Here is a 23,697-nt window from a genome sequence, read left to right on the forward strand (position 1 = left end):
TAGCGGCTAAAAAGCCATCTAATTACGCCAATCATGTCACGTGATGTTCCTAAAAACAATAAAGGTCAGCAGGCCCTAGATTTTGCTGACCTTTAGCTCACCACTTTCATCAACTCCGCTTTAGTCTTGCCGATATCAAACTGCTCAACCATCTCTCGCAATTCATTAGCTTTACTCAACAACGACAGCCCAGATGCATTCGTCATCTCTACCAAGGTATTGTTTTGCTGCGTAATACCATCAATTTGTTTAATCGCTAGATTAATTTGCTCAATACCACTCGATTGCGTATTGCAAGCCTCAGCGATCGTTTGCACTTGCGATGCAAGCCCATATACACTTTCCACAATGGTTTTTAGCGTTTCACCGGATTCTGAAGCCAGCTTAGACCCTTGCTTCACTTTGACGTTACTGCTTCCCAACAGCTCAGAGATATCCTTTGAGGCACTTGCACTACGCAGCGCTAAATTTCTTACTTCTGAGGCTACGACCGCAAAACCTTTTCCTTTTTCTCCCGCTCGTGCAGCTTCAACAGAGGCGTTCAGTGCTAATAAGTTAGTTTGAAATGCAATGGAATCAATAACTTCAATGACTGTGAGTATTTCTTTGGCACTCTTACTAATCTCGGTCATTGCCTCAATCGTTGACTCAACAACCTTTCCACCTTGCTGTGCTTGCTGGTTAACTTCTATAGCCAACTGATTAGCAGATTGCGCATTATTGGCGTTTGAGTGCACGGTTTCGGTGATTTCACCGACTGATACTCGTGTTTCTTCAATAGATGCGGCTTGAGAAGAGGACCGCTCACTTAACTCTTCAATACCTGTGGTGATCTGCTGTACCGAGACAGTGATGGATTCCGCCATGGCCAGCAGCTTTTGCATCATATTGGCTAAGTTGCCAACGCTGGTATTCACAGATTGTTTCAACAGCGCAAAATCACCTGCATAGCTTTTTTCAACTTGGCGAGTTAAATTGCCTTGAGATAGCCCATCCATCACATTCATGCACTCCTTAAGCGGCGCTTCTATCGAGTCCAGCGTTTCATTCATGGCTGTGATTATACTGGCGTATGCGCCGTGGTGTTTACTGGCATCAGCTCTATGTTGTAAGTCTCCCTCACTGGCCGCTTCAGCAAGCTTTTCGGCATCGATTAGCATCAATTTTATCGCACCAACACAAGCGAAGAGGCTTTGATAGATGCTATCAAATTCTCCTTTATAACCATCATTCGTGAATGCGGGTAACTCTCCTTTTGCGATACTTTCTAGATATCCGCTTGTAAGTGCAACGGGTTTAGAGACCGCATCAAGCGTTTCATTAACACCACGAATGATTTTTCGAAATTCACCTTGGTGTTTAGCCTCATCCGCCCGAGTAGAAAGCCTCCCCTCTCCTGCAGCGGCAACTAAACTGTAAGTATCTTCAATAAGTAACGAAAGCGAAGACGTGGCACGTTGTAAGGCCATATGTATTTGCGCAAATTCGCCCTTAAACTCACCGTTAATCTGCTCAGGAATTTCTCCTTTTGAAAGCGAAGTAAGATATTGTTTTGTTTGACTAATAGGTTGCTCAACAGCATCAAGTAGTTTGTTAAGTCCGCTGGCTATTAATTTCATGGAGCCAACGTATCCCTCAAGGTTTAGACGTTCACTTAGTTTGCCATCGGAAGCTGATTTAATGAGCTGTTCAACCTGTTGCTCCGCACGTCTTGTCTGACTTAAATCCTTAAATTCAAATACCGTACCTAACACCCTACCATTTTGATCGGAGACCGGGTTGGCGGTTGCCGCAATGATTATGTCACCTACGCACCACTCCCACTCTAACTGGCGTACTAATTGACCCGAGGCTTGGTGTAGTGCTTTAGAGCTGTGAAGTAAAGCTTCGGGAATTGGATGATTAACGATTTCAGTAGGCACGCTTAGCGCAGTGCGGTAACGATCAAATAAAGACTCACATTGTGCGTTTACGTAGATCACTTGATTACTGTCATCACATAAAAGCACGGGCGCGGCCACGTTATTTAGCGCATAACGGATCCGTAAGTTTTCTTTTGCTTGTAGCTCTAGCTTTTGGGTCGCATCAAGTAAGCTAGTTTGCATTTGCCGTAGATTTGTCAGTAAGTTACCTATTTCATCGTCACTGTGTACAACGACTTTGTTGTCTAATCGACCACTCGCAATTGCCTTTGCCACATCAGATGCACGGCGGATTGGACGAGTGATTAAATGCTGCATATACCAAGTCAGTAATCCTAAAGTCACAAGCGCAACAACGATGAGTCCTAGGGTACTAAAAAAGATAAGTTGGTTTTTTGTTGCGACAATTTCACTCGTTCTCGTGTCTACTAACGCGTTAATTTGCTCATTAATTTCAAGTAGGTACACACTTGCTTGGCGGTCTATTCCACTCACTGAGGCATCAGCAAGGTTAATATCAAAGCCTGAACTTTTGAATAGATCCACCGCTTCACGATATTTTTGTCCTAAGGTGAGGTGCTCTTTTTGATATTCACGCAACTTATTTTCTAGGGTAGGTGGTAATGTATAGGCTGAAACAATTGAACTGAGTTGTTTTTGTACCTCAGCTTCTTTGGTTTCAAATCTTGACCAATATTTATTTAGCTGGGCAGGATCTCTTCCTCTAATGAGTACATTTTTCCACTCTTGTACTTGGGTTTTGAAATCATCGAGCACTATGTTTATTTGCTCGCGAGCAGCCAATTCATTGTCTATCATGTTGTCATACTGTTCCGCTACGCGTTTCATCACCAAAACAGTAACCATCGCCCCGATGAGCATTACCACTAAACCCGCTGTTACCGCAGAAATAAGTTTTGCCTTTACACTTTTCATTCTGAGTATCCCTAATTATGAAAAGATTGTTACATAAAGATAGAACAGGAATAGTGGTGCCACAAATCAATGCACTATTAAGGATGAAAAACCGTTATTGCACTTTGATTTACAATGTAAAACTTATGACATTCGTCATCATCACAGAGTCACAAATATCTGCTAGGATAGGTTCGCAATAGTATAAAGGAATAATACCTGCAGAGCAGGTTTTTAGCGGAGTAAGTAGATGTCGGCGTTTTTTCGCTATCCGACGGCTTGGTTAGTAACAACCATTTTCACTTGGTTAGCCGTTGCAATACCAAGTTTGGTTTATGCTCAGCAAAAAGCACAATGGCTGCCTTGGGTACAGCATATCGGTGTTTTGATCCTCGTGCTTTTATGTATCAATGAATCCGAAAAATACTATGGCTACAAGGTTAGATATTCGATGCTGTTTGTATTGGCGCTTTTGATCCAGTCAATTAACCTTACCTCCCCCGCCGCAATTCATCTCATTTACAATGTAAAACTCGTTGGGATCCTTGCTTTTTATGTTCCTTTGAGCTTTGCGCTTGGATATATCCTAGTTACCTCTTGCTTGTATGTTGCGTCGCAATACTTTTTTTGGGGACATGGCTTTGAATATCTCAACGCAGTGTTATTTGCCTGTTTTCAGTTATTTGCGTACGTGGTGTGTAAAAGAATGCAAAAGGAACAAGAAGCCAAAGAAGCGCTACAACTCGCCCACAGTCAGCTATCTGCAACGCAGTCTCTGCTAAGCCAAAGTATTGCTAAACAAGAGCGGCTTCAATTAGCACGAGAGTTACATGACGACGTTGGACATCAAATAACCAGTCTGATTGTAAATTTAGATGTCGCAAGACGAACTGCAGCGGCACCATTGACCGAGCTATTAGATAGCTGCTATTTGCAAGCTAAAGACACCCTAAAATGTATTCGCGATTTAGTCAGCGACAAGCGTAGCAACGAGCATATCGATCTCCATGATGCTTTGCTGAGGCTTACTGAATCTATCCCTCGTCTTAACATTGAACTCGACTATGAACATCACCCATTACTCGAGAAACTAAGTTATGCCAATTGCATTCTAAAATGCTGCCAAGAGGCCATCACTAATACCTTGAAGCACGCCAAGGCGGATAAAATGCAAGTACGAGTGTATTGTCAACAAGGATTAAAAGTACAAATAAGCGATAACGGCATTACCTTAAATAGTATTCGATTTGGAAATGGTCTGGCTGGTATGCAGGAGCGGATCCAAGAACTCGGCGGCAGTCTTGATGTGTCAACTCATCAAGGCGTAACATTAACTATCCATTTTGGGACGACAAATGGCTAAAATATCAGTTTACCTAGTCGATGATCAGGCGCTTGTGCGCCAAGGTATGCAAGCACTGCTTTCGCTGAGTGGTGACATTATTTGTTCTGGAAGCTGTGGCAGCGGCAGTGAGTTCATTCAACAGGTTCAATCAAACCAAATTACAGCTGACATTGTGCTTTTAGATATGCGAATGCCTGAGCTAGATGGTGTTGATGTGCTCACCGAGCTTTTGCCTTTGGCTATAAACTTTAAAGTCATTATCCTCACTACCTTCAACGATACTGCAAAGCTAAAATTAGCCCTAGAACTTGGTGCTAAAGGCTGCCTTCTTAAGGACGTGGACTTAGAAGAGTTAATTGATGCCGTTCGACAAGTCCATCAAGGTGAACTCATCATCCAAGACGAGCTTGCTGAAACCCTACTAAAACCTGACCCCACTTTAGATAAGCTCACCACACGAGAAAAGGATATTTTAAAACTAATCGCGAAAGGATATTCCAATAAGGAAATCGCCAATACGTTATATAAAGCGGAAGGTACCATCCGTAACTCGGTTTCTTGCTTGCTCGCAAAACTGCAAGTACGAGACAGAACGCAAGCAACACTAAAAGCTAAAGCGCTCGGCTTCGGAGATTGATATTGCTACACTGCCATATCGCCATTTTTGGAGCCGTTTTTGAACAACCCAAATTTACCACTAGTTTATCACGCTAATTACTCATTCAATTTTGATCCAAAGCACCGCTTCGTGATGAGTAAATTTGCGCGTCTTTACCAAGAAGTAGACGCATTAAGGCTCATTCATAACAATGTTTATAGCCCAGAGCCCGGCGACCCATCGCCACTTGAAAGCGTGCACTGCGAGCAATATATTTGGGACTTATGGCGTAATCAACTCGACGCTAAAATGATGCGCCGTATAGGTCTACCTTGGTCAGAGCAGCTTATGGCACGTACTTTTACCGCGCCTCTTGGAACGCTAAAAACTGCAGAGCTTGCGCTTAAACATGGTATTGCATGCCATTTAGCCGGTGGCACGCACCACGCACATTATGATTTTGGCTCCGGTTTTTGCATGGTAAACGATCTCGCCTTTACGGCCACACATCTGCTCGACAATAATCAGATCACCAATGCCTTAATCTTTGACTTGGATGTTCATCAAGGTGACGGCACCGCTGCCATGTTGAAGCACAACCCGTATGTTTATACCTGCTCAATCCACTGTGAGAAAAACTTCCCATTCCGTAAACATGCTAGCGATTTAGATATTGGCTTAGAAATAGGGATCAGTGACACACACTACCTCGAAATTGTTGCACATACGCTTGAGTCATTATTGATTGACCTAAATCCAGATATCGTGCTGTACGACGCTGGTGTTGATGTTTGGCAAGGTGATAACTTAGGTAAATTAGATATCTCATGGCTTGGCATTGCGAAACGAGATGCACTGGTGCTGACGTTATGTCAAAAGCATGGTGTCCCTGTCGCAACCGTGATTGGTGGCGGATACGATAAAGATCACCAAAGATTAGCAAAGCGCCACGCGATTGTGGTGCAACAAGCTGCAAAACTTTAAAAAATGATGATCTTTTTATTTTGCTCATTCGTTTATCATTATGAAGGGTTTGATTGGTGTAACACCTTTAGTTAATTTCCCCTTCACCATGGCACTGATTAGGCGCACCATATGGTGCGCTTTTCTTCTACTACTGAGTCAAGCTCCAAGTAAAATGACCGACAAATAACCTTTAAAGATGGGTTGTTACCTATAACGATCAAATTGCTACTATTCGTTATGGTCCAACAAACTCTTGATTGTGCTTCGCCAGCGCACGCCTAATTCTCTCTATTAACATAGGTTCTGTATCCTTGCTAAATGCCATACAGCCACGCTGTTGAGTAGCTTTGGTTACTTCTATCAGAGGTACAACCTCATCATAATTGAGCCCGGCCGCCTTAAGTTCTTCACTCATGATATATTCCGTTGACATTACAAGATCTATCCGCCCTTTGAAAAAGAGTTTGTAAAAGCTTTTTGAATCTGCGGCAACAACCAAGTGCTCTCCCTGAGCGAAGCCATGTTGGATTAAGAAATCATAATAGAGATTTCCCTTAACAACTGCGGACGTGTACTGCTTGGCATCTTCCAATGAAGCAACTTGAATATCTTTACGCGTTTTCAGTTTGAAGAAATACACGCCTACAGGGCGGATCAAAGGGCATGCCCATTCATAGTCAGCTTCACGCTCGGCTGTACGATAAATCGAATAAATCATTGTATTTGGTCGCTCTTTTGCAATTTTCATCGCCCGTACCCAAGGGTAAACTTTTATCTCGTAGTCAACTTCAGCAGCAACAAGCACTTCCCTTACCTTTTTTGTTGCTCTCCCAACAACCTCGCCTTTGTCATTGGTGAAATTGTATGGCTTCCACTCTTCGGTCACCACCAGTAGCTCTTTTGCAGAGGCACTTATACTCGTTAAAGAGAGTATAATCAGGCTATAAATCGCTAATTTTATTACATAAGCCAATATTTCTTCTCCGCTTTTTGCAATTCCACCTTAACTCATGCACCATATTAAAAATATAAAGTTTCTAGAACATCAATATGAAAAGCATAGTACTATTTATCCTACTCGTCGCTTGTAGTTTTACTAGCATGGCGAATGAACAAACAACGTCAAAAAAGCCGACAGAAAACCAACAACAACAGGCTTTGTCGCAATTACAAGAGCCCATGTATAGGCCCTTAATTGAGCGTTATATTCTTGATGAATTAAGAGCTGTTAGAGAAGATCAAATGCGCTTAAGAGCTGATATTGAAAAGAAAATCAGTCACTCTCAACTAGATACTGCAGATCGCGCGATTACCTACACCACAGATACCATCAATAATGTGCTCTTTTTGATCACAGCGGCCGCGTCCATCTTAGTGGTTGTTGGTTGGACTTCTTTTAGAGATATTAAGAGTAAAGTAGAAGATATCGTTAGCCTGCGCGTTGGCACAATCACCGATGAATATGAAAAGCGCCTTCAGGTTATTGAAGAAAAATTACGCGAACGCTCTGAAGAAATCCTCAATAACCAGAAGAAAATATCCATAACGAATGAAGTACACTCTCTGTGGATGCGGGCAAATCTTGAGAGTGACATGAACTCTAAAATTGAGATCTACGATGAGATCCTAAATCGCAAACCTGAAGATGTAGAGGCAATTGCCTACAAAGCTGATGCTTTATTAGAGCTTGGTCAAACCAACACGGCAATTGCTTTGTGTAATCAAGCGCTAGAAATAGACAGTGACTATGGTTATGCCTATTGGCAACGAGCATGTGCTTACTCGATGCTTTACAAGCACGCAGATGCGATGGCCGACATCCGTATGGCTTTGGAATATGCGCCTAACTTAAAGAACGAGCTGCAACACGAGCCAGCGTTTGCGAGTCTTGCAGACAACCAAAGCTTTAACGAGCTGGTGAATAGTTAAGTTGTTTTAGCAGCTCGACTTGTAATTGAGAAATCGCGTCGAGCTGCTTTTTAGAGATAATCAACGGATTTTCAATTTGATGGATGGCGGCACCTTGTAAATTAAAGTGCTTTTTCAGCTCAGTCATCATCGTACTGTCGTAAAAAAGGGCAGCCAAAGAGCCATCTTCAAGCACTTGTGTTAAACCATACTCTAGGCGTTTATAAAGTTTAATATCTTCTTTGCGGACATAGAAGTACACCATTGAAGGATAGAGCAACAGGTTCTTTTCGCCATAAGTCACTTGCTTGTTATCGAACGCCTTGAGCTCAGGTACTACTTCAATGACACCTCGTGGAAAGATCTTACCGGCACTATTTGCGAGCACTCGATAACTTGCCAAGCCATCAACATATTTTTCTACCGTAAAACCTGCCTTTTCAAAAATATGAACATCAGGCCAATCCTGCCCTAAAACAACGTTGAACTTTTGTAGCTCTGATAACGATAAATGCACATTAAGCTTGCCGCTGTCAGCCACATTCATAGCCAGTACTCTTATACCAAAGCTGCCAAACGCTATGGGAATGGCCACAGGCTTTGCCTGAGTGTCTCTAGCGGCTGTTGAAACCGTCCAAAACACATCGACATTGTGCTTTAGCAATTCCTTAAATTGTCGTGATTGATTAATTGGTAAATCAATCGGCTCTATCCAATACTCGCCATAACGTTCGCGTGACTTATCCAATGCTAACCGCAAGACTGACAAAAAATATTGGTTCTGCGGCGTGCCATTTTCTTCTGCTGCGTCCACGACCCTAATGACCTTAGGCTCTGCAGACACAGTGTTCGCGGTTACCAGCAGCAACAAGCACAAGAGATAAATAACACGAACTTGCATAGGTTCACCAATATTGCTCAACGGTGATCTGTCCAGGTTTGGCTCGCCTGTGGCGTTCATATCCCATACTCTGCAACTGAGCACTTAATTGTTTCACCATTTCGGGGTTACCACAGAGCATAAAATGGCTACTATCAGGAAACTGCTTATAGCCTAGGTGAGTTAATAATTGCTTATTTTCTATCAGTTCGGTGACACGGCCCTGACAACCGAGCTCTGGTTTTTGCCGTGTGACGAGCGGCACATAAGTAAAGCCGTCTCTTTGTTGTTGCAACTGCTCAAGCTCTTCACGGTAACACAAATCTGCATTTAGGCGTACACCATGAATAAGGATCACCCGCTTAACCTTCTGCCACACGTCACCTTCTCTGAGCATAGACAAAAATGGGCCAACCGCTGTACCTGTGCTTATCATCCAAAGCGTATCGCAAGGTGGTAGCTCATCTAGTGTAAAAAAACCGTTTGCTTGGTAAGTTACATCGAGCTCATCACCGACTTGTAGCTGATGTAAAGGCACAGAGAGGTTACCGTCGGGTACTTCGACTAACAATACTTCATGAATTGGTTCTGACGGCGGGTTTACAAAAGAATATGCTCGCGCGATGCGCTTTTCCCCTTGTTGCAAACTCAATTTAGTATATTGACCAGCCTTAAACGGTGCGATATCCGCTTCAAATTTGATACTAAATAATGTGGGCGTCCAATGTGTGATTTCGACGATTTCTCCTTTTACCCATTGCGACATTATTTCTCCAAAACTCACAAGCCGTATTTATTTAACGATAACATAACCATGGCAAAAAAATTGGCTTTGTCAAAGTTTCGGGCACCAGTGTTTTCCCAACTCAACAGGAAGCGGATCTCTGACGATGACCTGTGAAGTGACTTTCGGCAGCGACAGATTAAACTTGTCGATATGCGCATTCACCATGGACGCATATCCTGCATTCGCAGCGCCTAGCGAATAGGCTTTCATTGTTGTCGACACGGTTAAGGCTTGTTTGTTTTGCTCTAGCTGTTGTACCAGCTCCCGCAACCAACCAAGGTAAAGCTGATTATCTTCTATTAGGGCAGGTTCTGCTGCAATATTAGCAAGCGCTTTGCGATAGCTGGAGAAGTCTGAGTTAAGTACGTATATCCCAAGACTATTGATTGATACCTGCTTCACAGCTCTATAGTTTTCATCTTCTGCGTAATGGATCGCCGCATCAACAAAGTAGCTCAGCGCCTCATCGGTTTCGCCCATTGCAAATGTTGCATTGCCAAGCGCAGTTAACAGCCCTGCTTGCATAAAGCTTGGTAACATTTCTCTATCCACGCTTTTTAAGAGATTGTAGCCAATCGCGGGTTGTTCAAGGCGCGTGTACGCAATTGCGATGTTCACTTTAAGTGCAGACTTATGCTGGAAGCTGGCTGGAGCGTTCATTGCACATCGATAATGCCAGATAGCTTGTTCATTCTGGTTACGGCGACGATAGCCAACACCAATATTAGTCAGAATCTTCGCCCTGTCTTCGTCCGCCAAAGTCTTAAAGGGTGGTGCTTTAAGCGTATCTAGCGCTTTAATAAAAATGGCATTATTAAATGTACTGGCACTCGCTCTAATCGCAAGATAATGAAGTTGATATAAATCTTGAACTGGAAGATCCTCCCGAGCAATCGCGTTTTGGTATACCTTAAGCGCTTCATCTGGCGCGTTCTTAACCAGAGATTCAAATGCATCTAAGTCAACTTCGGCATTCGCCATCAACGCAAAAAAGCCCAGAGCAAGAATCGTCATCACCTAACACCAATACCTTATCATTAGAAAACTCTACCACCTTTGTGTAGTTTAAACTAGTCGAGGGAATTTTGGATGGACCAAGATCAAAAAAAAAGCCGCTTCAAGCGGCTTTTTTGGGTGTGATTCGCGTTGTTTTAGGCGTGTCTCCAAAACTCTGCGATTACGTTACCAAGGAACTTTTCAAATCGTATTAAATTGACTCTAGCGCAATTTTAACCATTTCATTGAACGTGCTTTGACGTTCTTCTGGTGGCGTTGCCTCACCAGTAATAACATGATCACTTACTGTGAATAGTGCCATCGCTTTTGCACCATATTCAGCCGCTACACCGTATAAACCAGCTGTTTCCATATCAACAGCCATTACGCCTAGCTTGTCTAATTCTCTATAAAATTCGCCATCGGCTTGATAGAAAGTATCTGTAGTGAAAACATTACCAACTTTTGCTTCAATACCTAAACGGCGAGCAGCGTTTACGCCATTTTCTAATAAACCAAAATCAGCAATTGCAGCGAAGTCATAGCCACGTACACGAGCACGATTCACATTTGAGTCTGTGCTTGCGCCTTGTGCAAAGATCACATCGCGGATCTTGATGTCTTGACTAATACCACCACATGTACCGATGCGGATCAGGTTCTTAACACCAAAGCTAACAATAAGCTCACGAGCGTAGATTGACATAGATGGAATACCCATGCCTGAACCCATGATGCTAACTGGCTTACCATTGTAAGTACCAGTAAAACCAAACATGTTGCGAACGTCAGTTACCTGACGAGCATCTTCCAAAAAGTTTTCTGCAATGTATTTTGCTCTTAGTGGATCGCCCGGCATTAATACCGTTTCTGCAAAATCACCTGGCTTTGCGCTAATGTGTGGAGTGCTCATATTGTTTCCTTTAGTTAGGCTTTTATCTCGGCCTTAAAGCCTTCACCGTACTGCGTTGCATCTAAATCAAACCACTGGGCAAGCGTTTGACCTATGTCAGCAAAACTTTGTCTTTCTCCTAACGGAGTATTGTTCATACCCGGTGTATATGCCAATACAGGCACGTACTCTCGCGTATGATCTGTGCCTTCTGCAGTTGGGTCACAACCATGGTCGGCAGTCACTAAAAGCAAATCATCAGCTTTTAGTTTGGCAATAATTTCCGGTAAAAATGCGTCAAACTCAGCAAGTGCTTCTGCATATCCCACTGCATTTCTGCGGTGACCAAACTTTTCATCGAAGTCGACTAAGTTGGTGAAGATAAGACTATGGTCTGGTGCTGTGTCCATCACTTCGCTTGTCTTTGCTAGCAGATTCAAAAGACCAGGCGCTTTGTGCTTTTGCGTGATCCCTTGATGCGCATAAATATCTGCAATTTTACCAATACTAATTACTTCGCCACCGTCATTGGCTAGCTTATCTAGCACAGTCGGCGAAGGCGGTAATACCGAATAGTCTCGGCGGTTACCAGTACGAATAAAGTCGGCACTTGAAGTGCCTATAAATGGCCGCGCAATCACTCGTCCTATATTCATTTCATCAAGCAGTGCCCGTGCGATTTCACATACTTGATAAAGCTTGTCAAGTCCGAACGATTGTTCATGAGCGGCTATTTGAAAGACGCTATCAACTGAGGTGTAGCAAATCGGCTTACCGCTTTGTACGTGTTCTTCACCCAGCTGTTCTAAAATCGTTGTGCCCGACGCGTAACAGTTACCCAAAATACCAGGGATGTCTGCACGTTTGCACAACTCATCTATAAATTCTTGTGGGAAGCATGGGTTAGTATTTGGGAAGTAACCCCACTCAAACAATACTGGCACCCCAGCCATTTCCCAGTGGCCAGACGGCGTGTCTTTACCACTCGATAATTCTTTTGCATATCCCCAAGCAGCACTTGGCTCTATGGTTTGCGCCACGGCGCAGGTTTCTTTACCTGCAGCTTCACATGCTGCAATAAGGCCTAGTTTAGAAAGATTAGGTAAGTCTAACGCTTGTCCTTTTTCTTCTTTATACGCCTGTAATAAATGAGCGAGAGTATTCGCGCCTACGTCACCAAACTTTTCTGCGTCCGGTGCTGCGCCAATGCCTAGGCTATCCGCCATTAAAATGATTGCTCTTGCCATAGATACCTCTCTATACTGCTCAGGCTGTTATTTATTCTTAAATACATGGTTACCTTAAGCGTTGGTTACTTTATGTTTGGTTAAAAAAATCGTACAGGACATAAGTCCGCTGTCATAAAATAGTCACAAAATTCACGAAAAGCTGCGATCTTGCTAATTTAGCTCTGTCGCCCTTAAGCGGACATAAGTCCTGTTTTGAGTCCGCTAAACCCGTTAAATTTGCTCATTAAGCGAGGCAAAAGAGATTAATCGTGTCTTTTTTGCTATTGTGATCTTCCAACATAAACAACTGCTGGGTGTGAACTTTAGTGACACGAACTATTATAGCCATAGCTGGCGCATCTGCGTCTGGTAAGTCTCTTTTTAGTCAAACGATCTACAACGAATTAGTGAATGAGCTTGCCTCAGGCACTATCGCGGTAATCGAAGAGGACGCCTATTATAAAGATCAATCGCATTTACCTATAGAGCATCGTACTCAAACGAATTATGATCATCCTGATGCGTTTGAACACGAGTTGTTACGCGAGCATTTAACTAAGCTTCGCCTAGGTGAATCCGTAGAGGTTCCTACCTACGATTACGGACAGCATACACGTAGTGATAAAACCCGAATAGTAAACCCTGCTAAGATACTAATCGTCGAGGGTATATTACTACTGAGCGATCCTGCATTAAGTGAAGAGTTTGATATCAAGGTGTTCATTGATACACCTTTGGATATTTGTTTGCTGCGTCGCATGCAAAGAGATATAGAGCACAGAGGAAGAAGTCTGTCATCTGTGGTAGAACAATATCAGGCGACGGTAAGACCGATGTTTTATCAGTTTATCGAGCCATCCAAGCATAATGCCGACTTGGTTGTGACCCGTGGCGGTATGAATCGCGTTGCGATTGATATTATTAAAAGTAAAATAAAATATTTGCTACAAGAATAACGGGAAATTGGCATGACAACAATTATGAGCTTAGTGGGCATGATGATGCTCCTAGGCGTAGCATTTGCGTGTTCGACAAATCGCAGTGCTATTAATAAGCGTACCGTAGGCGTTGCATTTTTACTGCAAGTCCTTATTGGTGGCTTTGTACTCTTTATTGAAGCGGGTAAAAATGTATTAGCTTCAATGTCTAGCGCGGTTGCCAAAGTGATTAGCTATGCTAATGACGGTATCGGTTTCTTGTTCGGGCCATTAGCCAAACAAGACTCGCTAGGGTTTATCTTTGCGATTCAGGTATTACCAGTGATCGTGTTCTTCTCAGCGCTCGTTGCTGTGTTGTATCACCTTGGTATTATGAACTGGATCATTAAAATTTTGGGTGGTGGCTTGCAAAAGTTACTACAAACGTCACGACCAGAGTCGCTTTCAGCTACGGCAAATATTTTTGTCGGCCAAACGGAAGCCCCTTTGATCGTAAAACCGTTTATTCCAAAAATGACGCAATCAGAGTTGTTTGCAGTTATGGTGGGCGGTTTGGCGACGGTGGCAGGCTCTGTTATGGCGGGCTATGTGGCGATTGGTGTTGAGCTTAAATACCTCATTGCCGCGAGCTTTATGGCAGCTCCTGGTGGTTTCTTAATGGCAAAAATGATTGTACCAGAAACCGAGAAGCCACACGAAAACCTATCTGATGTAGATAGTGGTGATGATAAACCAGTAAACGTAATTGATGCGGCAGCATCTGGTGCATCAAGCGGTATGCACTTGGCACTGAACGTAGGTGCAATGCTACTTGCGTTTGTGGCACTTATTGCGCTACTAAACGGTTTACTAGGCAGTATTGGTGGAATTTTTGATTACCCAACACTGACGCTACAAGAAATTTTAGGCTACGTCTTTGCCCCTGTTGCTTGGCTACTTGGGGTACCTTGGTCGGAAGCCGTGACGGCTGGTAGTTTTATCGGCCAAAAATTGGTAGTTAACGAGTTTGTTGCCTACCTAGATTATATGAATTATCGCGATACGTTGAGCACGCACACTCAAGCGATTGTCACATTTGCTTTATGTGGATTTGCTAACTTATCGTCGATTGCCATCTTACTAGGCGGACTTGGTGGTATGGCCCCAAGTCGTAGAAAGGATATCGCTCGCCTAGGGCTCAGAGCAGTGTTAGCAGGGTCTATGGCTAACCTCATGAGTGCAGCAATTGCAGGTTTCTTCCTCTCGCTAGCTTAGAAACTTATTGAGATAAGCCGCAGTTGCAAAACAATTGGTTGGTTGCTTTAAGGGGTTAAAGTGACCACACTAACTTGAACGATACTTCACCAAAGGGCCTTTTAGGCCCTTTTATCGTTTCTGAGAAACGCTTTTTTGACAGCACCATGTTGAGGGGCCGTCACTTCTCACCTACAGCTCCTTCATCGCTTTTGGTGGGAATATCTTTTCTTGTAACCCAGTTACTAAACTGACCCCAAGCAAAACTAAAATACTGCCAAGGATTGTGTTAGCACCGATTTGCTCTTGTAAAAAGAGATGCCCCCATAAAATCCCAAACACAGGAATTAAAAAGGTAACAGATAAAGCAGACGCCGCGCCGAGATCTTCGACTAACTTAAAATAGAGAATATAGGCAACGCCCGTACATAATATGCCAAGTCCAACCACCGCACTTATCACCGTAGAGTCAGGCGTTTCTCTCATTGGCATAAACCAAATAAAAGGCAATACCAATAGCGCAGAGCCCCATAAGTTCCCATGGGCATGATTGAATGCGCTCATTTTTGGTGCCGTTTTGGTGTAATGAGAGGCCACCGCATAGCTCAGAGTCGCACACAGGGTTGCAATAATAGGTAACCATGCACCCTCGTCCAATACAGTGCTATCCAACCCGACTAGTGTGATAACACCTGCAATCCCAAATCCACATCCTAGCCACACCGACTTTTGAGTCGGCACTTTTAACCAAAACACACTGATTAACACCCCCCAAAATGGTGCGGTTGAATTTAAAATTGAGAGCATAGAAGCATCAAGCGTTTGCACGGCATAAGCGAATAACATAAAAGGTAACACTGAGTTAAACAGTCCGAGGATTAAAAAGTGCTTTTTGTACTGCCAAAAATGTAAATTACGCTTTAGTACTAAAGCAACCGCGGCGAGCGTTAACGCACCAAATAAGACTCGAAATTCAATGAGTACAGCAGGACCAAGGACACCGGCAGCCACCTTCATAAATAAAAATGAGCCACCCCAAATTGCGGCAAGTAACACTAAACCAAGAAACCCTTTCACTCCATACTCCAAGGTTAATATTAATGGAGCTTTACCTTACGCCGATATATAAATACAGCACAAGCCATTTTTGGTACTGTCATTAGGATGTGTTTAACTTTCTTTGAGAAAGAGGGAAAGGCTAAAACTTAAGGTATAGAATGAGACTCGCTTTTTACGCAATGATAGTCGCTTTGCTTATCCTCACCGGATGTAGCAAAAGGCAAACTCTAGAGCCAACAGAGCAAATACAATTGACTCAGTTGCCAGTCAGCCTCGCCCAACTTTCAAATGACGCGGCGCTAACCTTATTACTCATTGACGATCATTTGCTACAAGTATGGGATAACCAAAGCCAACAGTTGATTAAACAAATTGAAGGAAGTAAATACCAACTTACTTTTCGCGATGCTTTAATAGCGCCGAGCAAGCGCAGTATTCTCAGTATTTCAGACACCCAACTTAACATCTGGCAATTACACTCAAACGAAGTTGTCAGTTATCCATTACCTGAACTTGACTCATTCATTCGCGTTACCAAGGCTCTGTGGTCCAGTGACGAGCAGTTTATCGCCCTTGGCTACAATGACGGCTGCATACTACTTTTGAGTTTAGATGAGCAGATCATCACCAGAATAAACCTTCATGAAAGTAGCATTACACATTTGATTTTTAACCGGAGTTTGACCTCGCTCTACTCGGCCTCTTTAGACGGTCACGCTAAAAGGTTTGAGTTAACTAGTAAAGAAGTCACTGTAGATTATGAGCTGCCTCATCGTATTACCAGTTTGGCATTATCGCAAAATGAAAACTGGCTGTTCGTATCAGACGCCCTGCAAGACCAAAAATTCATTGATACGCGCACAGGTCAAGCAGTGTTATCTCTATCCTATCCTCAGCGCTTCAAGTTTTTTCGTAGTGCGCAATTCGTCGCTGACGACAAATTTCTGCTAACCACCTCTTCCAAGGAATATATATCGTTATGGGAATTAACGTCGGGAAAAGAAATTGTCAGTTGGCCAATTGCACAACTGAATTTGGGCAGCACCGTTTATGATGTACACATCTCCGATAGCAATATGCTCACGACGATAAGTTCAGATGGAGTACTAGAAAAGTGGGCCTTAACACCTATATTGTTTGATTATTAGAGACAAAAAAAGGTAGCATTCATCGATATTAAAAATATAATAAATACATCTATGGATCACGCAAATTTTGACAATCAATCGCACTGTTTAAATTGTCACACTCAACTTGTTGGCGAGTACTGCTCAGGTTGCGGACAGAAAAAAGCCTCAAGACTGACCTTTAAACACTTACGCATTTTGCTTCAAAGCGCACTGCTTGAACTCGAATCCCCTTTTTTTAAGTTGCTTTTTGGATTATTACTTAGACCTTTTAAGACTATTCTTGGATATTTGAATGGGCAGAGAAGCCGCTTTGGTAATCCCTTCAAGTTTAGTTTTATTCTACTCACCGTGATCGTGCTTGCCTCGCATCTACTTGAAATCAGTTTCATATCCAGCAGTCAACTTTTGGAATCGAAAGATCAGCTCAAATGGCAATCTGAAATCGCACTTTATGAGGCAACTCATGTTTATCGCGTCTTTATCCTGGCATTTTTACTCGGATTAGCCTCTAAGCTAGTGTATCGCTCTGTGCCCTACACAATGCTGGAGTACGCTATAGGACACCTACTCATTCTAACCTTAAGCGTCCTGCTATTCTCAATTCCACTACTGCTTGGTATCTTCGGCGAGCAGCTTTACGCAATTTTTTCGCTCTTATTTTCTGGTTTGTACAGCATAATACTTAACTATAAAATGGCGGAACATGAGTTGGTAAAGTGGAGAAATTGGGGTAAGGCAGTCCTAGCCTATGCAATAGGCTCGTCACTATTTTCTTTTATTCTCACATTTTTATTTGGGGTATACAGTGGTTTTACTCACAAAATTTGATCTGTATGTGAGTTATTTAGCTAGGGCTAGACAAGCCTGAGTTTGTCTAGCCCTAGCCATTAATGTTACTGTTTTAGCTGTGCTTTTGCAGCCTCAACCTTTTCAAAATCAAGACCTAATTCGTTAACTGCTTCTTTGATCAATGCAGGGTTTTGCATTACCAAGCCCATCAACTGTTGAAGCTTTTCGGGTGGAATTCCTAGTTGCTGAATAGTCGCCATCGCCATCATTGGATTTTCAGTCAGCTGGGTAAATACCGCTTGGATCTGTTCATCCGAAATATTGTGCTCTTTAAGTAATGCAATGATTGGGTTCATCTTGTTTCCTAACTATTTTTTACTAATCGTGCGGCGTAAAAACCGTCAAATTCTGAATTTACTCCTGGAAGTAAACGTAGTGAGTCTTCTAACTGCCAATTGGGGTTATTTGCCAAAAAGCGTTCAACCTGCTGCTCATTTTCAGAAGGAAGAATTGAACAAGTTGCATACACCAGTTTGCCGCCCACCTTACACATTTGACTGTAACGCGCTAGAATATCGGTTTGCAAAGCAATAAGTGTGTCTAAATTTTGCGAATTCAAGTGCCACTTTGCATCAGGATTACGCTTTAATACACCAAGACCTGAGCACGGCACATCCAATAGCACGCGATCAAACTTCTCCTTTTGCCGCTTAATAGTTTTATTGTTTTGAATAACGCGCGTTTCAGCAACATGCACACCAGCACGTTTCGCTCGTTGTTTCAGCGTTTCAAGCTTATGTTCATGGATGTCCATAGACAACAAGCGACCTTTATTCTCCATTAGCGCCGCTATATGCAAACTCTTACCACCAGCGCCTGCACAAGCATCAACCACTTTATGACCGGGCTGTATTTCCAAAAAAGGCACGATTTGCTGAGAACCTGCATCTTGCATTTCAAACCAACCCGCCTGAAATGCTTGAGAGCGGAACAGATGGCTATTGGACTCAACTTTTAGCGCGACATGAGAATCAAGCGCCACGTGTGAAACCTTGATCCCTTCTTTTGCCAGAGAATCTGTTACTGTCGCAATATCGCTTTTTAGGCTATTGACTCGCAAATATTGTTGAGCACTTTGATTTAGCGCGGATGCAACCGCTGGCCACTGCTCACCCAGTTGCTCATTCGCAATCTCGTTTAACCAATCTGGTAAAGATAAGCGAACAGCTTGAGGCGCCTGCTCGATTAAACTTTGTAGCTTTTCCAGATTATAACACTCAGTATCCACCCACTCAGGTAGCGGCTGCGCTGTAACAACTTGGCAAGTTAGCCAATAGCCAAAGCCATCTAGCGGCATTTCTTCATGCTCAAGTAGGTAAGCCAGTAACCGTTTAAAGCGAAAGATATGGTAATAGTTACTCACCACATACTGCCTTTCATCAAGGCTCCACTGAGGGTTGTTCTGTAGTAATTGAGTTAATGCTTTATCGGCATGAAGAGAAGTATCTAGCACATGTTCAATGCACTCAGACAGAGTTTGGACTAACGAGCGAGTTACAGACACGATATGGTCTCGATTATTGCTAAAACACTATTTTAGCGCGCATACCAAGGGGCTTCAATTGGAGTTTATGATATTAGCTGAAATTAAGGTAATGAATCGAAGTACACAACAATATGCGACTTCGATTCATTTTTACATTATTACAGCGAGTCGATTATCGGCTTAAATATCCAATACGGTTGAGCTCATCAGCTCGGTGACGCAATGGGTCCTGAATACGGCAGATCCCCTGCCCTTGTTCAATAAACTTAGCGAGCGTCTCGTTTCCTTGATAGCCACCAGAATCATTACAAGAGTCTGGTAGTAGTCTTGTTTTTAACTCCTGAGGGTCAAAGGTGCTCACACCCATTTCAGTAGCAAGCTTTACCTGCTCATTTATCGCGTATGATGTTGCAACTGGTGTTGTCCAAGAGGAGCCATACAAAGCTTGCTCTACACCATAGCGCATACCAAGCACATCAGGTTCCATTTTAGGCGTACTATTTTTTGCCGTGCTGTCGTATGGGTCATAGCCGACATTAATATACAAATCTATGCTTTCATTGCCCACAAAACTGTCTGGCTGCTCTATATAAACCTGTTGCCACTCAGATTTTCCAAATGGCTGAATTGTCGTGTTTTTTGCTGAAGTTGAATACTGATAAACCCGAATTCGATTGCTAAATTGCATGAGATCCAAGTCATCATTGCTTGTCACAGCATCAATGTTACCAGCATGAAATGCAAGCGCGCTGGGTGAGCTAAATATTGCCTCATAAACAGGCTTCAAAGCATATAAAAACTCTGTAGCTTTTGCGTTATTCAGCTCTCCCGAACACGCATTCTGCTCCCATGCGATATACACATCTTGTAGCGTAAAGCCGCCCGAATAGTTAATAAATTCAACTTCGTTCGCTTCAATAATATCAGCAGTTAACGAGCTTGCTGCACTGGTCATGAAACGAGAAAATTCACTGACATCTTGCGCACAGAGCGCGTTTTTATGCTGAATAAAAGGTGAGAAAGACTCAGTATCAATAGCAACAAACTCTGCCTCAGGGTTATGCTGAGCAAGATAACCAAATACCTTAGTGCCGTGACTATTAAAATTACGCTTCGTGACTCTATCTGCTTTATCAGCAGGCACTACTGCCCTATATTTAATAGCGAGATCAGATAACCACGCGGCGGGTAGAAATGCAGGCTGCGGAGAGTCAAATTTTTCATTCGTAAAGGTAAACTGATTGACCTCTGTTAATAGTTTAACTCCCAGCTTTGAAAGGTTTACCTCTGGATTATCCGCGATAAAAGTTTTGGATTGAGGGTCATATTTAAACGCAGCCTTAACTCGAGAGCGGTATCTAAGCGCCGTATGAAAGTCCATTCCATAATCTAAAACTAGCAATGTTTGCGATGATTTTGTCCGAGATTGATCAAACACACCATCATTAAACTTTACATTAACGATATCGCACATTTCATGGGTCGCTGTCGTATCTGTACAGTTTATGCCTTGCGAGGTCATTACTTCGATTGCATCTGCGACGTACTGTTTGCCCTGCTGTTCAATTGCGTCCATAAACACACTGGGATCGGGCTCAACTATAACTGGATCTGGTGGCGGTTTAATTGGATCCGGTATAGGATCATTTGAATCACTCCCTCCACCGCAACCAGAAATAAATAACAAAGACGAAACGGCAAATAAAGTACCTGTTATTTTAACCATAAAACCTATCCTTAGAATGGTGCTCGATACATTATATTTTGCCTACTAAGCAAAATATTCAACCATAACAAATTAACAAAAATTTTCTTAGAGACTATATCATGGATTGTCAAACAGGCACTATAACGTAACAAATTAGTACAAAGTCCTAATTAGCTACTCAGGACGGGAGCGAACTGTAAATTGACGAGTATTGGGCTTTTATGATCTGATTGAGCATCGCAATTTTTTAGGTCGTTACAATGAGCATCATTGCACATTTAGGCTGGATTGAAGACCCTAGAACTGATGTTAATATTAAAGAACCTGATGTAATGGTCTTGTCAACATATTAACTTTGATTGCCATATTTAGTGGCGCTGACGGATGGAAATCAATTCAAAAGTTTGGTGAGCTGCAACTGGATTGGCTAAGGCATCATTGTTCCTTTGAAAATGACATTCCAAAACGTCATTGTGTTGCTAATATAATCAGAGCATTAGATGCAGATACTTTACTCGAGGCACTGTTAAAATGGATTAATTCTCGTCGAGAAGCACCTCAAAAGCCACACATAGCAATTGATAGATGCTTCGAGGATGCTGGAAAGACAATGTGTACAATGCGCTAAATGTGGTTAGTGCATTTGATGTTGATAATGGGCTAGCCTTATTTCAACAAGTTGCGCAACATCAAGGTAAAAAGACCGTTTAGCTGCGAAACGAAGAAGAACAGATTGGAAAGGTGATTTTAGGACGGAGTTACTCTTTGGTTAATCTGTGAGCAAAAGGGAATCCCATCCTAGCACCTTAGCCACAACGAAGTTACATATAAAAAACAACAAAATGTACATCAATAAAAACTCAATTAAGCGAAACAAAGAACAAATTTGGGAATTTTTTCAAAAACTTGAAAAACACAACATACAGTTTTTTAAATATTAAAAACTATAAAAAAACCAAAAACCATCAAAAAACAATTAATAAAAACAAAAAATTAAATAAATAACAATAAAATTTCAGTAGTAATAAGACGGGGTGTTTTTAAAAAATAAATAGAACTAAAAGTAATACAAGGTGAGTTTTAGGAAAAAATAAATCTATTAAGAATAGAGGCGGGAAACCCGCCAACACTATCTAGTTAACAGCCAACCAAGGGCCAGAGCCATCGGCAGCAGGTATATTGCCTTTAGTCCACCACTTGGCTTCGTAGATCACACCATTGTAGCTCGCTCTATCACCTTTTAAGTAAACCTTGTCGGCATCCCAAGCGGGTACACCGTCAACAGGCGGTTCGGTAGGATTGGTTGGTAAATCATCGACAACTCGTACTTCAGGCCAGCTTGCGTGTGATTGATAAAAGTTTGTCACGCATTTCTCGTAGTCTCCTGGTACAAGCGCTGAATAAGCCGTTTGATACCCCACGAGTTTACACTCAAATGAATATCCTCCGGGGCGATCTGCATAGTAAGCCCAATCACCTTCCCAGTTGGTGTAGAGGACATCAGTTGCGCCGTCAAGATTTAAGCTTCCGTATGGTGTTTGCTGCCAACAGGTGTTTTCTTCATCGGCTTCAATCGTGATGTTGTAATAATGCGAAAGCCCTTCCCAATAACGAATGCGGTTAACGGGCTGGCCCTTGTCTTTATTTTGCGCGCCACACTCAATACCGCCATTGATAATATTAATCGTGGTACCAAAGCCATAACCAATCCCCGCCTCACTTTCACGCAAGGATGGCGTCCAAGTTCTATCAATAACGTGTAACATTGCAGGTTTTGGCGCTTGCGGCGTTAAGAAAAACCAAATTGCAGACGCTAAATTTAGCCAAGAGTCAGCCACTAAGCCCGGATTGTTTAATAACACCGTGGCATCACCGTTAAACATGACTTCACTGAACGCGCCGTAGTTGAAGTGATATGAAAGCTGCTTAGCGCCTCGGCCAAAATATCCTTGTCCCGCCCCACATGGCCAACGGCGGTTTTGCCAGTCATTTTGTCCACACCCGGTGGTATAACCAACTTGTCCTTCTGACCAACCCATTTCACGCACATGCACCAAAGCTTGTTGCCATTCTTCTAACCCGAGAGGGTTATCAGAAATGTTGTCTTTGGCAATATGCCCCCCTGTTTCTTGGGCAAAATGCGCAAAAGCAGTCACAATAGAGCGTTTACAAATTGCATCGGCATCTCGGCCATCAGTATAGTCGCCGCAAAATGCGGGAAACTTACCAATGGCACGTAAAAAACGCGTGTAGGTGTATTCAGGTGCCGCCATTTGCGTAAGAAATTGCCACTGGGTTTGACCAAATACCCGTTCAGCTCTTTTTACATTATCAGGGTTACTGGCAAGGCCCGGCGAAATTGCCTCTACAACTGTATTATCTCTTGTTTCCAGTGCTTTAGACCAAATAGCATACATAGGGTTGTTGGTTTTCGCGCTCTCGGCATTCTTCAATTCTATTCGAGAAACAATATAACCATTCGGGTTTTGTGGATCGGGCAGCGGACTCATGGCCATTACTTGACTTGCCGTTATGGCAAGCGAAACTGCAGTCGCTAGTTTTAGAGTATTCATACTTTTCCTTTACATGTTGTTGTTAATAATGAGACTCATCAATTCAACAATTATTAACAAAATGACATCGCTGTCAAATTTTGTTCACTTTTTATTCTTACAACATATGTAATAACATTTACTCAAATCGATGAACCTTAGCGTTTTTGGTACATAATCTAACGTGATATGCTAGGGCCTGTTTACCTTTGCTGTTTGATTTTTGTTCTCCTGAGTGTGTTTTGGTCGCGACGCTCGACTTGCCGCCTAGTAATCTAGGCAAAAGTTGAGCAACAATGAACAA

At 42.7% G+C, this 23,697-nt stretch carries 19 protein-coding genes; 7 read left to right on the forward strand and 12 right to left on the reverse strand.

The window, feature by feature from the left end; all coding sequences use genetic code 11:
- Nucleotides 1-92: 92 nt before the first annotated feature.
- Nucleotides 93-2,858 carry a methyl-accepting chemotaxis protein gene (locus MHN32_RS17975; RefSeq protein WP_239422453.1) on the reverse strand — a complete coding sequence of 922 codons (2,766 nt, stop codon included), beginning with the start codon at nucleotides 2,856-2,858 and terminating at the stop codon, nucleotides 93-95.
- 229 nt (nucleotides 2,859-3,087) lie between these two features.
- Between MHN32_RS17975 and MHN32_RS17980 the strand changes: the two genes are divergently transcribed.
- From MHN32_RS17980 to MHN32_RS17990, 3 genes are read left to right on the forward strand one after another with little or no spacing between them, the layout of a single operon-like run.
- The gene (locus MHN32_RS17980; protein ID WP_039496529.1) at nucleotides 3,088-4,200 is read left to right on the forward strand and encodes a histidine kinase; all 1,113 of its coding nucleotides are present in this window, start codon (nucleotides 3,088-3,090) and stop codon (nucleotides 4,198-4,200) included.
- The gene (locus tag MHN32_RS17985; RefSeq protein WP_010603713.1) at nucleotides 4,193-4,819 is read left to right on the forward strand and encodes a response regulator transcription factor; all 627 of its coding nucleotides are present in this window, start codon (nucleotides 4,193-4,195) and stop codon (nucleotides 4,817-4,819) included. Before MHN32_RS17980 ends, MHN32_RS17985 begins: the two co-directional genes overlap by 8 nt.
- A gap of 39 nt (nucleotides 4,820-4,858) precedes the next feature.
- Nucleotides 4,859-5,764: a histone deacetylase gene (locus MHN32_RS17990; protein WP_010603714.1), complete on the forward strand. Its 906-nt coding sequence runs from the start codon at nucleotides 4,859-4,861 to the stop codon at nucleotides 5,762-5,764.
- A gap of 217 nt (nucleotides 5,765-5,981) precedes the next feature.
- Here the strand turns inward: MHN32_RS17990 and MHN32_RS17995 are convergent, their stop codons facing one another.
- Entirely contained in the window at nucleotides 5,982-6,719 is a 738-nt protein-coding gene (locus MHN32_RS17995; RefSeq protein ID WP_239422454.1) for a transporter substrate-binding domain-containing protein, read from the reverse strand.
- Between the two features lie 77 nt (nucleotides 6,720-6,796).
- Here MHN32_RS17995 and MHN32_RS18000 point away from each other — a divergent pair, with 77 nt between their 5' ends.
- The gene (locus MHN32_RS18000) at nucleotides 6,797-7,675 is read left to right on the forward strand and encodes a tetratricopeptide repeat protein (RefSeq protein WP_102058410.1); all 879 of its coding nucleotides are present in this window, start codon (nucleotides 6,797-6,799) and stop codon (nucleotides 7,673-7,675) included.
- Here the strand turns inward: MHN32_RS18000 and MHN32_RS18005 are convergent.
- The 5 genes from MHN32_RS18005 to MHN32_RS18025 all read right to left on the reverse strand — a co-directional run bounded on the left by MHN32_RS18005 (nucleotide 7,653) and on the right by MHN32_RS18025 (nucleotide 12,456).
- The gene (locus tag MHN32_RS18005; protein ID WP_199539711.1) at nucleotides 7,653-8,555 is read right to left on the reverse strand and encodes a hypothetical protein; all 903 of its coding nucleotides are present in this window, start codon (nucleotides 8,553-8,555) and stop codon (nucleotides 7,653-7,655) included. The two genes, MHN32_RS18000 and MHN32_RS18005, sit on opposite strands and share 23 nt — an antisense overlap.
- Before the next feature lie 4 nt (nucleotides 8,556-8,559).
- Nucleotides 8,560-9,300: a ferredoxin--NADP reductase gene (locus MHN32_RS18010; RefSeq protein ID WP_102058408.1), complete on the reverse strand. Its 741-nt coding sequence runs from the start codon at nucleotides 9,298-9,300 to the stop codon at nucleotides 8,560-8,562.
- Nucleotides 9,301-9,369: 69 nt separating this feature from the next.
- A complete protein-coding gene (locus MHN32_RS18015; RefSeq protein ID WP_010603720.1) occupies nucleotides 9,370-10,335 on the reverse strand; it encodes a hypothetical protein in 966 nt (321 codons plus the stop codon).
- Between the two features lie 193 nt (nucleotides 10,336-10,528).
- A complete protein-coding gene (gene deoD / locus MHN32_RS18020) occupies nucleotides 10,529-11,230 on the reverse strand; it encodes a purine-nucleoside phosphorylase (protein ID WP_102058407.1) in 702 nt (233 codons plus the stop codon).
- Between the two features lie 14 nt (nucleotides 11,231-11,244).
- Complete coding sequence (locus MHN32_RS18025) at nucleotides 11,245-12,456, reverse strand: phosphopentomutase (protein WP_010603722.1); 1,212 nt, start codon at nucleotides 12,454-12,456, stop codon at nucleotides 11,245-11,247.
- A 308-nt stretch (nucleotides 12,457-12,764) separates the two neighbouring features.
- On the opposite strand from MHN32_RS18025, the gene udk reads away from it, so the two are divergent.
- Both udk and MHN32_RS18035 read left to right on the forward strand, forming a co-directional pair.
- Nucleotides 12,765-13,394, forward strand: coding sequence for a uridine kinase (gene udk, locus MHN32_RS18030; protein ID WP_010603723.1), 630 nt, complete (start codon nucleotides 12,765-12,767; stop codon nucleotides 13,392-13,394).
- Nucleotides 13,395-13,406: 12 nt separating this feature from the next.
- Nucleotides 13,407-14,630: a NupC/NupG family nucleoside CNT transporter gene (locus tag MHN32_RS18035; RefSeq protein ID WP_010369948.1), complete on the forward strand. Its 1,224-nt coding sequence runs from the start codon at nucleotides 13,407-13,409 to the stop codon at nucleotides 14,628-14,630.
- Between the two features lie 171 nt (nucleotides 14,631-14,801).
- Here the strand turns inward: MHN32_RS18035 and MHN32_RS18040 are convergent, their stop codons facing one another.
- Nucleotides 14,802-15,686, reverse strand: a complete 885-nt coding sequence (locus MHN32_RS18040; RefSeq protein WP_239422455.1) for a DMT family transporter — start codon at nucleotides 15,684-15,686, stop codon at nucleotides 14,802-14,804.
- A 140-nt stretch (nucleotides 15,687-15,826) separates the two neighbouring features.
- On the opposite strand from MHN32_RS18040, the gene MHN32_RS18045 reads away from it, so the two are divergent.
- Nucleotides 15,827-16,816, forward strand: a complete 990-nt coding sequence (locus MHN32_RS18045; RefSeq protein WP_239422456.1) for a hypothetical protein — start codon at nucleotides 15,827-15,829, stop codon at nucleotides 16,814-16,816.
- 875 nt (nucleotides 16,817-17,691) lie between these two features.
- Here MHN32_RS18045 and MHN32_RS18055 read toward each other — a convergent pair.
- From MHN32_RS18055 to MHN32_RS18070, 4 genes are all read right to left on the reverse strand, one after another.
- The gene (locus MHN32_RS18055; protein ID WP_010369956.1) at nucleotides 17,692-17,943 is read right to left on the reverse strand and encodes a DUF2999 family protein; all 252 of its coding nucleotides are present in this window, start codon (nucleotides 17,941-17,943) and stop codon (nucleotides 17,692-17,694) included.
- An 8-nt stretch (nucleotides 17,944-17,951) separates the two neighbouring features.
- Nucleotides 17,952-19,151 carry an RsmB/NOP family class I SAM-dependent RNA methyltransferase gene (locus MHN32_RS18060; RefSeq protein WP_239422457.1) on the reverse strand — a complete coding sequence of 400 codons (1,200 nt, stop codon included), beginning with the start codon at nucleotides 19,149-19,151 and terminating at the stop codon, nucleotides 17,952-17,954.
- Between the two features lie 154 nt (nucleotides 19,152-19,305).
- The gene (locus MHN32_RS18065) at nucleotides 19,306-20,859 is read right to left on the reverse strand and encodes a hypothetical protein (protein WP_239422458.1); all 1,554 of its coding nucleotides are present in this window, start codon (nucleotides 20,857-20,859) and stop codon (nucleotides 19,306-19,308) included.
- Between the two features lie 1,115 nt (nucleotides 20,860-21,974).
- Nucleotides 21,975-23,414: a chitinase gene (locus tag MHN32_RS18070; RefSeq protein WP_239422459.1), complete on the reverse strand. Its 1,440-nt coding sequence runs from the start codon at nucleotides 23,412-23,414 to the stop codon at nucleotides 21,975-21,977.
- Nucleotides 23,415-23,697 lie beyond the last annotated feature (283 nt).

This window comes from Pseudoalteromonas sp. Of11M-6, assembly GCF_022347905.1.
GTDB lineage: Bacteria > Pseudomonadota > Gammaproteobacteria > Enterobacterales > Alteromonadaceae > Pseudoalteromonas.